The sequence below is a fragment of the Streptomyces sp. NPDC055099 genome, from assembly GCF_053607685.1.
Window position 1 is genome coordinate 61285 of the sequence record NZ_JBSGUA010000015.1, and the last position, 12416, is coordinate 73700.

Genomic DNA, 12416 nt, shown 5'->3' on the forward strand with positions numbered 1-12416 from the left:
GCTATGACTGAGAACCGGACCCCGCAGCACCCCCGCCCCCTCCGCGTGCTCGCCGCCATGTCGGGCGGCGTGGACTCCGCCGTCGCCGCCGCGCGCGCCGCCGAAGCCGGGCACGACGTGACCGGAGTGCACCTGGCGCTCTCGGCGAACCCGCAATCGTTCCGCACGGGCGCGCGCGGCTGTTGCACCATCGAGGACTCCCGCGACGCCCGCCGCGCCGCGGACGTCATCGGCATCCCGTTCTACGTCTGGGACCTGGCCGACCGCTTCCGCGAGGACGTGGTCGAGGACTTCATCGCCGAGTACGAGGCGGGGCGCACCCCCAACCCGTGCCTGCGCTGCAACGAGAAGATCAAGTTCGCCGCGCTCCTGGACAAGGCCCTGGCCCTCGGCTTCGACGCGGTCGTCACCGGCCACTACGCCACGGTCGTCGTGAACGAGGACGGCACGCGCGAGCTGCACCGGGCCTCAGACATGGCCAAGGACCAGTCCTACGTCCTGGGAGTCCTGGACGACCGCCAGCTCGCCCACGCGATGTTCCCCCTCGGTGACACGCTCACCACCAAGGAGGAGATCCGCGCGGAGGCCGAGGAGCGTGGCCTCGCCGTCGCGAAGAAGCCCGACAGCCACGACATCTGCTTCATCGCGGACGGCGACACCCAGGGCTTCCTCGCGGACCGCCTGGGCAAGGCGGAGGGCGACATCGTCGACGCCGACGGCAACAAGCTGGGCACCCACGAGGGCGCCTTCGGCTACACCATCGGCCAGCGCAAGGGCCTGCGGATCGGCACCCCCGCCCCCGACGGCAAGCCGCGCTACGTCCTGGACATCTCCCCGGTGCACAACACCGTGACGGTGGGCCCGGCGGACGCGCTGGACGTATCGGCTCTGACCGCCATCAAGCCCCGCTGGTGCGGCGCGGCTCCCACGGGGCCCGGCACGTACACCGCGCAGCTGCGGGCGCACGGCGGCGAGACGCCGGTGCGCGCCGAGCTGGTCGACGGCACGGAGCTGCGCGTCACCTTCGACGAGCCCGTACGCGGCGTGGCCCCCGGCCAGGCGATCGTGCTCTACGACGGCACGCGCGTGGTGGGGTCGGCGACGATCGCGACGACGGAGCGGGTCACGGCCGCGGCCTGACCCCCCGCCTTCTACTTCACTGCTTCTACTTCGTAGAAGCAGAAGTGGTCCTTGATCTCGGCCACCGCGTCCTTCGGCTCCGGGTAGCCCCAGACTGCGTCCTTGCCGTCCTCGGCACCCGGCAGGGACCAGTAGGACGCCGTTCCCTTGAACGGGCAGTACGTGGTCGTGTCCGAGGGGGTGAGGAGGTCGGTGCGTACGTCCTCCGGAGGGAGGTAGTACCGCACCGGGTAGCCCGTCTCGCGCAGGAGCAGCGGGCGGCTGCTCTCGGCCACGACCTGGCCGTCCCGCACCACCCGTACGTGATCGGTGCCCTGCTCGATGGTGATCTTGTGCCCTGCTGTCACCGTGTTCTCCTTCTGTGCTCGATCAGGCTGTGAGCCATCAGGCTCTGTGAACGGCCGCGTCCCGCCCAGTCTGTGCCGGATCGTACGGTGAGGCCATGAACATCTGCGTCTTTCTCTCCGCGGCCGACCTTCCCGAGCGCTACACCCGCCCCGCGCGCGAGTTCGCCGAACTGCTCGGGAAGGGCGGCCACACCCTGGTGTGGGGCGGTTCGGAGAGCGGTCTGATGAAGGTCGTCGCCGACGGGGTGCACGAGGCGGGCGGGGGGCTCGTCGGGGTCTCGGTGGACTTTCTCGCCGCCAAGGCGCGGGCTGTCACCGCGCCCGACGAGATGGTGATCGCGCGTGACCTCGCCGAGCGCAAGGCGCTGCTCCTGGAGAAGTCCGACGCGATCGTGATCATGGTCGGTGGTACCGGCACGCTGGATGAAGCCACCGAGATTCTTGAGCTGAAGAAGCACGGCAAGCACACGAAGCCCGTGGTCCTGCTGAACTCGGCGGGGTTCTACGACGGCCTGAAGGAGCAGTTCCAGCGCATGGAGGACGAGGGCTTCCTGCCGGTTCCGCTGACCGGCCTCGTCTTCTTCGCCGAGGAGCCCGTGGGTGCCCTCGCCTACCTGGAGGAGAGCATGGGCACGCGCTGAGCCGTACCCGCCGGGGTGCGACGATGGGCGCATGGCAACACATGTGATCACCGGGGCCGGCTCCGGCATCGGCGCGGCCGTGGCCCGCCGCCTCCACGCACGCGGCGACGCACTCGTCCTGCACGCACGGGACGCGGGCCGTGCCAAGGAACTCGCGGCGCAGTTCCCCGGGTCGTCCACGCTCGTGGGCGACCTCTCCGACCCGGACAAGCTCTCCTGGGCCTTCGGCCACCAGTCGCTGCCCGAGCGGGTGGACTCGCTGCTGCACATCGCGGGCGTCGTCGACCTGGGCCCGGTCGGCGACCTCACCCCGAAGACCTGGCGCCACCAGCTCAACGTCAACCTCATCGCCCCCGCCGAACTGACCCGGCACTTCCTGCCCCAACTGCGTGCCACCCGGGGCCACGTGGTCTTCGTGAACTCCGGCGCCGGTCTGAGCGCGAGCCCCGCCTGGTCCGCCTACGCCGCCTCCAAGCACGGCCTCAAGGCCCTCGCGGACTCCCTGCGCGGCGAGGAGCACGCGAACGGCGTCCGTGTCACCTCCGTCTACCCGGGCCGCACGGCGAGCGCCATGCAGGCCAAGGTCCACCAGCAGGAGGGCAAGGAGTACGTCCCCTCCCGCTTCATCGACCCGGAGTCCGTCGCCACGACGATCCTGATGGCCATCGACCTGCCGCGCGACGCGGAGGTCAACGACCTGACGGTGCGGCCCGGACAGTGAACGCGATCAGTTGGGGCCCGGCCACCGGCATCGGGTCCATGCCCGGTGGTGACGCCCGCGAGGCCGCGAAGACCGTCACCGGCAGTTTCGAGGACTTCCCGTATCTGGCCGAGCTGCCCGCGCGAGGGCCCGGCGCCGACATGATCGGACGGACCGCCGGACTGCTGGTCGAGCTCTACGCGCGCGTGGAGCCCAGCGGCTGGCGGATCGGCGACCGGCCGGGCCGCGACACGCGCCGAGCGAAGGCCTGGCTCGGCGAGGACCTGGACGCCCTGGAGGAGTTCACCCAGGGGTACGAAGGGCCGGTCAAGGTGCAGGCCGTCGGGCCGTGGACGCTGGCCGCCGCCCTGGAGCTGAAGAACGGCGAGGCCGCGCTCTCCGACCCCGGCGCCTGCCGTGACCTGGCCGGATCGCTCGCCGAAGGCCTGCGCGCCCACCTCGCGGACGTACGCCGCCGCATCCCCGGCGCCCAGGTCGTGCTCCAGCTCGACGAGCCCTCGCTCATCGGCGTACTGCGCGGGCACATCAAGACCGCGAGCGAGTACCGCACCCACCGCGCCGTGGACCGCCAGCTCGTGGAGAGCACCCTGCGGGAGGTGCTCGGTGTGCACGACGGGCCCGCCGTCGTGCACTCCTGCGCGCCGGACGTGCCGTTCGCGCTCCTTCGCCGGGCCGGCGCCGACGCGATCTCGTTCGACTTCTCGCTGCTCACCGAGCGTGACGACGAGGCGATCGGTGAGGCCGTCGAGGGGGGCACGAAGCTCTTCGCCGGTGTCGTGGCGGGCGTGGACGGCCCATTGTCAGACCCTGCCGGTAGCGTCATGGGTGTCAGGACGTTGTGGCGCAGGCTGGGGCTGAATCCGGGTTCTCTCGCGGAGTCGGTCGTGGTCACTCCGTCGTGCGGCCTCGCGGGGGCTTCTCCCGCGTACGCACGCGCGGTGCTCGCCCACTGCGCCCGGGCGGCGAGATCACTCGCGGACAACCCTGAGTAATTGGGTATGACGTAACGGGAGGATGTAACGGTGGCTGTCGAACAGCAAGGCTCTGTGCCCGCCGAGGCACGGGATCAGCATGCCCAGCTGGCCGAACAGATCGAGGAGCACCGCTTCCGGTACTACGTGAACGATCAACCGGTCGTCAGTGACGCCGAGTTCGACAAGCTCCTGCGCTCGCTTGAGGCCCTGGAGGAGGAGTACAGCGAGCTGCGCACGCCCGACTCGCCCACCCAGAAGGTCTCCGGGGCGTACGAGACCGAGTTCACCTCGGTCCAGCACCGCGAGCGCATGCTCTCCCTGGACAACGCCTTCGACGACGCGGAGCTCGCCGCCTGGGCCGACCGCGTCGGCAAGGAGGTCGGCACCGGCGACCACCACTTCCTGTGCGAGCTGAAGGTCGACGGCCTCGCCGTGAACCTCACGTACGAGGACGGCAAGCTCACCCGCGCGGCCACCCGCGGCGACGGCCGCACCGGCGAGGACATCACTCCGAACGTCCGCACGATCGCGGACATCCCGGACCGCCTCAAGGGCGACAAGATCCCCGCCCTGGTCGAGATCCGCGGCGAGGTCTTCTTCCCCATGGAGAAGTTCGAGGAGCTCAACGCCCGCCTGGTGGAGGCCGGTGACAAGCCCTTCGCCAACCCGCGCAACGCGGCGGCGGGTTCACTGCGCCAGAAGGACCCGCGCGTCACCGCCACCCGCCCGCTGCACATGGTGGTGCACGGCATCGGCGCCCGCGAGGGCTTCGACATCGACTGCCTCAGCCACGCCTACGAACTCCTGAAGGCCTGGGGCCTGCCCACCGCCCAGCACAACAAGGTGGTCCAAGGGCTCGACGGCGTACGGGACTTCATCACGTACTTCGGCGAGAACCGCCACTCCGTCGAGCACGAGATCGACGGCGTGGTCGTGAAGCTGGACGAGATCCCGCTCCAGGGCCGCCTCGGCTCGACCTCGCGCGCGCCCCGCTGGGCGATCGCCTGGAAGTACGCCCCCGAGGAGGTCAACACCAAGCTGGTGAACATCCGCGTGGGCGTCGGCCGCACCGGCCGCGTCACGCCGTACGCCCAGGTGGAGCCCGTCACGGTCGCGGGCTCCGAGGTCGAGTTCGCGACCCTGCACAACCAGGACGTGGTGAAGAAGAAGGGCGTCTTCATCGGGGACACGGTCGTCCTGCGCAAGGCGGGCGACGTCATCCCGGAGATCCTCGGCCCGGTGGTGGACCTGCGCGACGGCACCGAGCGCGAGTTTGTGATGCCCGCCGAGTGCCCCGAGTGCGGGACGGCGCTGCGGCCCATGAAGGAGGCCGACATCGACCTCCGCTGCCCCAACGCCAAGTCCTGCCCCGCCCAGTTGCGCGAGCGTCTCTTCTACCTGGCGGGCCGCAAGAGCCTGGACATCGAGAACTTCGGGTATGTCGCGGCGGCGGCGCTGACCAAGCCCCTCGAGCCGTCACAGCCGCCGGTCCTGGACGAGGGCGACATCTTCGACCTCACCATCGAGCGCCTCCTGCCGATCAAGGCGTACGTACTGGATCAGGACAGCGGTCTGCCCAAGCGGGACCCGAAGACGGGCGAGGAGAAGATCGCCACGGTCTTCGCCAACCAGCAGGGCGAGGCCAAGAAGAACGCCCTGGCCATGCTGGAGAACATCGCGGCGGCCAAGGAGCGCCCGCTCGCGCGGATCATCACGGGCCTCTCCATCCGGCATGTGGGCCCGGTCGCCGCCGAGGCGCTGGCCCGCGAGTTCCGGTCCATCGACCGGATCGAGCAGGCCACGGAGGCGGAGCTGGCCGCGGTGGAGGGTGTGGGCCCGACCATCGCCGCCTCCCTGAAGCAGTGGTTCGAGGAGGACTGGCACCGGGAGATCCTGCGCAAGTGGCGGGCCGCCGGGGTCCGCATGGAGGAAGAGGGCGGGGGCCAGGACGAGGGGCCGCGACCGCTCGAAGGCCTCACCGTCGTCGTGACCGGAACGCTGGAGCACCACACGCGGGATGGCGCAAAAGATGCGTTGCAGAGCCGGGGAGCGAAGGTCACCGGTTCCGTTTCGAAGAAGACCGCATTCGTGGTCGTGGGCGACAACCCCGGCTCGAAGTACGACAAGGCGATGCAGCTCAAGGTTCCGGTTCTCAACGAGGAAGGCTTCGCCGTCCTGCTGGAACAGGGACCGGACGCGGCGGCGGAAGTCGCGCTTCCGACCGAGGAGTAGCGGTTGAAGGCCACCCGTTCAGCGCATACCAGATGCATACGGGTGGCCGGGTCGCATTCGGGCAACCGTTGTGGACCGCTGCCCGTGGAAGCCTTCTGCGGCCTACTGTTGAGGTGTGCGCCTGCCGTGCCCCGCTGCGATTGGGGTATCCCCTGCTCATAGGGAGCACGGGGAAGGAGTTTCAGACGCGGCTGACTTCTGGAGCGAGTCCGCGTGGCTTGGGCACCGCCGGCTGTGAGAGGGACGGGAATGGAACCGACCGAGAGCGCCGCACCGGACTCCCGGCTGCGCGCGCGCCTGCGGCGCGGACCGGGCGCGTGGCTCAGCGGACGCAGAGCGGCACGGGAGACGCAGGAAGTCGAGAGAGGACGCTCCGCCGTCCCGAGCACCCCAGTTGAGCGGCGCGAACGCGCATGGAGCACCGTCGGCGGGTACGGCACGCAGGAGCTCGGTGTCGGCGAGAGCGCGGGTGGACGGGACGCGGGGCCCTGCTCCACCCAGACCGGCGTCGAGGGGCGGCGCAGGCCGCTCTGGCGCGGCGCCGAGGCGCACGGCCCGGACGACGGATCGAGCGAGCGGGACCCCTGGCCGGTGCTTCCGGTTGTCGTCGTGACGCTCGCCGCGGTGGTGCTCGGCACGGGCTTCTTCCACGCGTTCACCGGACGGGGCGACCTGTTCCCCTCCGGCACGGTCGGCTGGTCCCTCGCCGTCCTCACGGGCCTCATCGTCGGCCATCTCGTGGCGCTCGGCCGCGACCGCTGGTGGGGCGGCACGGGATCGGGCGGCGCGCTCACGGTCGCCGTCCTCCTGCTGTACGGCTGGGTGCCCGCCGGAATGGTCAGCCTCACCGTCGTCGTCCTCGTCGGCGTCGCCCGCCGCCACCGCTGGCGCCAGGGCATCCTGCACGGCGCGGTCGACATCCTCGGCATCGGCGCGGGCGCGCTCGCCATGGCCGCGTTCGGCACCGCCCCGACGACGGAGTCGCCCTGGCTGCCCGAGACCTGGGACCTGTACTCCGCCCCCGAGGTGGCCCTCGCCGCCGCGGCGTACCTCGTGGTCACCCGTGTCCTGCTCTGGTACGTCCACGCGCCGCGCACCGGCGCCCTGCCCACGGTCACCCGAACGGCCCTGGTCCGCCAGGGACTCGTCGGCGTCGCGCTGCTCGGCATCGCGCCGCTGATCTGCGTGGTCGCCGCCTCGACGCCCATACTGCTGCCGCTGTTCGCCATCCCCCTCGTCGCGCTCGACTCGACGCTGTGGATAGCGCGGGCCAGGGCCGAGGAGCAGCTGCGCGACCCGCTCACCGGCCTGCCCAACCGCCAGTGGCTCCTCGAACGGACCTGGACGGCACTGGACGACGCCGAGCGGATCGGGGCCCGGTCGGCCCTGATGCTGATCGACATGGACCGCTTCCGGTCGGTGAACGACACCCTCGGTCACCTCGCGGGCGACCGTTTACTGCTGCAGATCGCCGACCGGCTGCGGCTCGCCCTGCCGCGCGGTGCGGAGGCCGCGCGGCTCGGCGGTGACGAGTTCGCCGTCCTGCTGCCCGTCGCCGACTCCACGACGTCCGCCACCCGCGTGGCACGGTCCCTGGTCGCCGCCCTCGGCTCACCCCTCGACCTCGACGGCCTGACGCTGGTCCTGGAGGCCAGCGCCGGGCTCGCCGTCTTCCCCGACCACGCCATGGACGCCGAAGGGCTGCTCCGCCGGGCGGACGTCGCGATGTACCAGGCCAAGCGGGACCGCACGGGCGTCGAGGTGTACGAGTCCAAGCGGGACTCCAACACCCCCGACCGCCTCGGCCTGTTGGGCGATCTGCGCCGGGCGCTCGACGCGGGCGACGTGGAGCTCCACTACCAGCCGAAGGTCCAGTTCGACGGACGCGTGGCGGGCCTCGAGGCGCTGGTGCGCTGGGTGCACCCCGAGCGCGGGAAGGTGCCGCCGGACGAGTTCATCGCCATAGCGGAGTCCTCCGGCCTCATGCCTCACCTCACGGAGTACGTCCTGGAGACGGCCCTCTGCCAGGTGGCGAAGTGGCAGGCGATGGGCCTCAAGGTCCCCGTCGCGGTGAACGTCTCGCCGCGTGACGTGCACACGCCCGGCTTCGCGGGCGCCGTCGCCGCGCGCCTGGCCCGCCACGGCGTCCCCGCGGGAGCGCTCCAACTGGAGATAACGGAACACGTCCTCCTGGAGGACCCGCAGCGGGCCGCGGACACCCTGGCCGGACTGACCGGCCACGGCGTCAAGATGTCGCTCGACGACTTCGGCACGGGGTACTCCTCCCTGGTGCACCTGCGGCGGCTGCCGGTGAGCGAACTGAAGATCGACCGCTCGTTCGTCGCGCGCCTGGCCGTCGACAACGAGGACGCGGAGATCGTCCGCTGCACGGTCGACCTCGCGCACTCCCTGGGGCTGCTCGTCGTCGCCGAGGGCGTCGAGGACGACGAGACGTGGGAGCGGTTGCGCGACCTGGGGTGCGACGCGGTGCAGGGGTGGCTGGTCGCCGCCGCGATGCCGCCGGACGAGACCACCGCCTGGCTGCGGGCCAGAGGCTCCCGCGGGTGGCGCCGCCCCGTCGACGTCGCCGCCGAGGAGGCGGCCGCCGCGGCGGAGGCCGAGGCCGGGGCCGACATCGCGAAGTAGGCCGGGCGGGCCCCGCGAGAAGGCGGCCCGGCCCGGCCGGGGCAATCCGTTTCACGGGCACGGGGTGCGGCCCCATAGGATTGGGGCCACAAACCACACACTCACCCCCAGAGGATCGCCGCATGCCTGGCATTACGCGCGAGGAGGTCGCCCACCTCGCCCGCCTAGCACGTCTTGAGCTGAAGGACGAGGAGCTCGACCACTTCGCCGGACAGCTCGACGACATCATCGGCGCGGTCGCCCGCGTCTCCGAGGTCGCCGACCAAGACGTACCGCCGACCTCCCACCCGCTGCCGCTGACGAACGTCATGCGCGCGGACGAGGTCCGTCCGTCGCTCACCCCCGAGCAGGCGCTCTCCGGCGCCCCGGCCCAAGAGCAGCAGCGTTTCAAGGTGCCGCAGATCCTGGGGGAGGACTAACCACCATGACGGACAGCAAGATCGACATCATCAGGCTCACCGCCGCCGAGATCGCCGCGAAGGTCGCCTCCGGCGAGCTGACGGCCGTCGAGGTCACCGAGGCCCACCTCGCGCGCATCGACGCCGTGGACGAGAAGGTGCACGCCTTCCTGCACGTCGACCGCGAGGGTGCGCTCGCGCAGGCCCGCGCCGTCGACGCCAAGCGGGACAGCGGCGAGAAGCTCGGCCCGCTGGCCGGCGTCCCGCTCGCGCTCAAGGACATCTTCACCACCGAGGGCGTACCGACCACGGTCGGCTCCAAGATCCTCGAGGGCTGGATCCCGCCGTACGACGCGACCGTCACGCGCAAGCTGAAGGCCGCCGACGTCGTCATCCTCGGCAAGACCAACATGGACGAGTTCGCCATGGGGTCCTCCACCGAGAACAGCGCGTACGGCCCCACCGGCAACCCCTGGGACCTCACCCGCATCCCCGGCGGCTCCGGCGGCGGCTCGTCCGCCGCCCTCGCGTCGTACGAGGCCCCGCTCGCCATCGGCACGGACACCGGCGGCTCCATCCGCCAGCCCGCGGCCGTCACCGGCACGGTCGGCGTCAAGCCCACCTACGGCGGCGTCTCGCGCTACGGCATGGTGGCGTTCTCGTCCTCCCTCGACCAGGGCGGGCCCTGCGCCCGTACGGTCCTGGACGCGGCCCTCCTGCACGAGGTCATCGCCGGGCACGACGAGCTCGACTCGACGTCCATCGACGCCCCGGTCCCGGCGGTCGTCGAAGCGGCGCGCAACGGCTCCGTACAGGGCATGCGCGTCGGCGTCGTGAAGCAGTTCGCGGGCGAGGGCTACCAGGCCGGTGTCGTCCAGCGCTTCGAGGAGTCGGTCGCCCTGCTCAAGGAGCTCGGCGCCGAGATCGTCGAGCTGGACTGCCCGTCCTTCGACCTGGCGCTCTCCGCGTACTACCTGATCGCGCCCTCCGAGTGCTCCTCGAACCTCGCGCGCTTCGACGCCATGCGGTACGGCCTGCGGGTCGGCGACGACGGCACGAAGTCCGCCGAGGACGTCACCGCGCTCACCCGCGAGGCGGGCTTCGGCGACGAGGTCAAGCGCCGCGTCATCCTGGGCACGTACGCGCTGAGCTCCGGCTACTACGACGCGTACTACGGAAGCGCCCAGAAGGTCCGCACGCTGATCACGAAGGACTTCGAGAAGGCCTTCGAGCAGGTCGACGTCATCGTCTCGCCCGCGACGCCCACCACCGCCTTCCCGATCGGCGAGCGCGCCGACGACCCGATGGCGATGTACCTCGCGGACGTGTGCACCATCCCGTCGAACATGGCGGGCAACGCCGCCATGTCGCTGCCCTGCGGTCTCGCGCCGGAGGACGGCCTGCCCGTCGGACTGCAGATCATCGCCCCGGCCATGAAGGACGACCGGCTTTACAAGGTCGGCGCTGCCGTAGAGGCCGCCTTCGTGGAAAGGTGGGGTCACCCGCTGCTTGAGGAGGCACCGTCACTATGAGTCCTATGACTGCCAAGGCCCAGGGCTTCAAGAAGTCCAAGCCCGGCGCGTACCTGTCGATGGGCACCACCGCCTTCGGCGCGATCTCGGTCGTCAAGCAGGCCAGGCTGGCCCGCAAGGAGAACGACACGCTCCGTCTCATCGACGCCGCTGTCTCCGCCGCCGCCATCGTCACCGGTCTTGCTCTGCTCTATCGCGAGCTGAAGAAGCTCGGCGACGACGACGTCCTGCTGGGTTGAGAGGGAAAGTTTCACCGTGACTGTCACGACTGACCTGGTGTCGTACGAGGATGCCCTCGCGACGTACGACCCCGTCATGGGCCTTGAGGTCCATGTCGAGCTGGGCACCAAGACCAAGATGTTCTGCGGCTGCTCCACCGAGCTGAAGCAGGACGCCAACAGCCAGACCTGCCCGACCTGTCTCGGACTGCCCGGCGCGCTGCCGGTCGTCAACGAGATCGGCGTCGAGTCCGCCATCAAGATCGGTCTCGCGCTGAACTGCGAGATCGCCGAGTGGTGCCGCTTCGCCCGGAAGAACTACTTCTATCCGGACATGCCGAAGAACTTCCAGACCTCCCAGTACGACGAGCCGATCGCCTTCAACGGCTATCTGGACGTCCAGCTGGAGGACGGCGAGGTCTTCCGCGTGGAGATCGAGCGCGCCCACATGGAGGAGGACACCGGCAAGTCCACGCACGTGGGCGGTGCGACGGGCCGTATCCACGGCGCCTCGCACTCGCTCCTGGACTACAACCGCGCCGGCATCCCGCTCATCGAGATCGTCACCAAGCCGATCGAGGGCGCGGGCGAGCGGGCTCCCGAGGTCGCCAAGGCGTACGTCGCGGAGCTGCGCGAGGTCATCAAGGCGCTCGACGTGTCCGAGGCCCGGATGGACAAGGGCCAGATGCGCTGCGACGTGAACCTCTCCCTGCGGCCGCACGGCCGCGAGGAGTTCGGTACGCGCTCGGAGACGAAGAACGTCAACTCGCTCCGTTCCGTGGAGCGTGCGGCGCGCTTCGAGATCCAGCGTCACGCGGCCGTCCTGAACAGCGGCGGAACGATCGTCCAGGAGACCCGTCACTTCCACGAGGAGGACGGCTCCACGACGTCGGGCCGCATCAAGGACAACGCGGAGGACTACCGGTACTTCCCGGAGCCCGACCTCGTGCCGGTGGCCCCGGCCCGTGAGTGGGTCGAGGAACTGCGTGCCGGTCTCCCCGAGATGCCGCGCGTGCGCCGCAACCGGCTCCGCGAGGAGTGGGGCGTCTCGGAGCACGACATGCAGTCGATCCTGAACGCCGGTGCCGTCGACCCCATCGTCGCCACGATCGAGGCGGGCGCCGATTCGGCGGCCGCGCGCAAGTGGTGGATGGGCGAGCTGTCCCGTAACGCCAACGAGACGGGCCGGTCCCTCGACGAGCTGCCGGTCACCCCGGCGCAGGTCGCCAGGGTCGCCGAGCTGGTCACCAAGGGCGACCTGAACGACAAGCTGGCGCGCCAGGTCTTCGAGGGTGTCCTCGCGGGCGAGGGCACGCCGGACGAGGTCGTCGAGAAGCGCGGCCTGAAGGTCGTCTCGGACGAGGGCGCGCTGTCCACTGCCGTGGAGGAAGCGATCGCCGGTAACCCCGGGGTCGCGGACAAGATCCGCAGCGGCAAGGTCGCCGCGGCCGGCGCGCTGGTCGGCGCGGTCATGAAGGCCACCCGGGGCCAGGCGGACGCGGCCCGCGTCAAGGAACTGATCCTTCAGAAGCTGGGCGTGGAGGGCTGAGCCCTCTCGCCGGTACGG

Annotated in this window: 11 protein-coding genes; 10 read left to right on the forward strand and 1 reads right to left on the reverse strand. The window is 70.7% G+C overall.

Annotation, left to right across the window (positions count from 1 at the left end; all coding sequences use genetic code 11):
• Positions 1-3: 3 nt before the first annotated feature.
• On the forward strand, positions 4-1140 hold the full coding sequence (gene mnmA / locus ACWFRU_RS31195) for a tRNA 2-thiouridine(34) synthase MnmA (protein ID WP_453691453.1): 1137 nt from the start codon (positions 4-6) through the stop codon (positions 1138-1140).
• 11 nt (positions 1141-1151) lie between these two features.
• On the opposite strand, the gene ACWFRU_RS31200 is transcribed toward mnmA, so the two are convergent.
• Positions 1152-1487: a DUF427 domain-containing protein gene (locus ACWFRU_RS31200; RefSeq protein ID WP_453691454.1), complete on the reverse strand. Its 336-nt coding sequence runs from the start codon at positions 1485-1487 to the stop codon at positions 1152-1154.
• A 95-nt stretch (positions 1488-1582) separates the two neighbouring features.
• On the opposite strand from ACWFRU_RS31200, the gene ACWFRU_RS31205 reads away from it, so the two are divergent.
• The 9 genes from ACWFRU_RS31205 to gatB all read left to right on the forward strand — a co-directional run bounded on the left by ACWFRU_RS31205 (position 1583) and on the right by gatB (position 12398).
• On the forward strand, positions 1583-2128 hold the full coding sequence (locus ACWFRU_RS31205; protein ID WP_453691455.1) for an LOG family protein: 546 nt from the start codon (positions 1583-1585) through the stop codon (positions 2126-2128).
• 31 nt (positions 2129-2159) lie between these two features.
• Positions 2160-2849: an SDR family oxidoreductase gene (locus ACWFRU_RS31210; RefSeq protein ID WP_453691456.1), complete on the forward strand. Its 690-nt coding sequence runs from the start codon at positions 2160-2162 to the stop codon at positions 2847-2849.
• On the forward strand, positions 2846-3841 hold the full coding sequence (locus tag ACWFRU_RS31215) for a methionine synthase (protein ID WP_453691457.1): 996 nt from the start codon (positions 2846-2848) through the stop codon (positions 3839-3841). Before ACWFRU_RS31210 ends, ACWFRU_RS31215 begins: the two co-directional genes overlap by 4 nt.
• 30 nt (positions 3842-3871) lie before the next feature.
• On the forward strand, positions 3872-6055 hold the full coding sequence (gene ligA, locus ACWFRU_RS31220; protein ID WP_453691458.1) for an NAD-dependent DNA ligase LigA: 2184 nt from the start codon (positions 3872-3874) through the stop codon (positions 6053-6055).
• Positions 6056-6304: 249 nt separating this feature from the next.
• Positions 6305-8701, forward strand: a complete 2397-nt coding sequence (locus ACWFRU_RS31225; RefSeq protein WP_453691459.1) for a putative bifunctional diguanylate cyclase/phosphodiesterase — start codon at positions 6305-6307, stop codon at positions 8699-8701.
• Between the two features lie 122 nt (positions 8702-8823).
• Complete coding sequence (gene gatC / locus ACWFRU_RS31230) at positions 8824-9120, forward strand: Asp-tRNA(Asn)/Glu-tRNA(Gln) amidotransferase subunit GatC (RefSeq protein ID WP_016642027.1); 297 nt, start codon at positions 8824-8826, stop codon at positions 9118-9120.
• Between the two features lie 5 nt (positions 9121-9125).
• Positions 9126-10631: an Asp-tRNA(Asn)/Glu-tRNA(Gln) amidotransferase subunit GatA gene (gatA, locus tag ACWFRU_RS31235; protein WP_453691460.1), complete on the forward strand. Its 1506-nt coding sequence runs from the start codon at positions 9126-9128 to the stop codon at positions 10629-10631.
• Positions 10628-10870: a hypothetical protein gene (locus tag ACWFRU_RS31240; protein WP_361838300.1), complete on the forward strand. Its 243-nt coding sequence runs from the start codon at positions 10628-10630 to the stop codon at positions 10868-10870. Before gatA ends, ACWFRU_RS31240 begins: the two co-directional genes overlap by 4 nt.
• Positions 10871-10886: 16 nt before the next feature.
• Positions 10887-12398 (forward strand): Asp-tRNA(Asn)/Glu-tRNA(Gln) amidotransferase subunit GatB, encoded by a 1512-nt coding sequence (gene gatB, locus ACWFRU_RS31245; protein ID WP_453691461.1) that lies wholly within the window; start codon positions 10887-10889, stop codon positions 12396-12398.
• Positions 12399-12416: the final 18 nt, after the last annotated feature.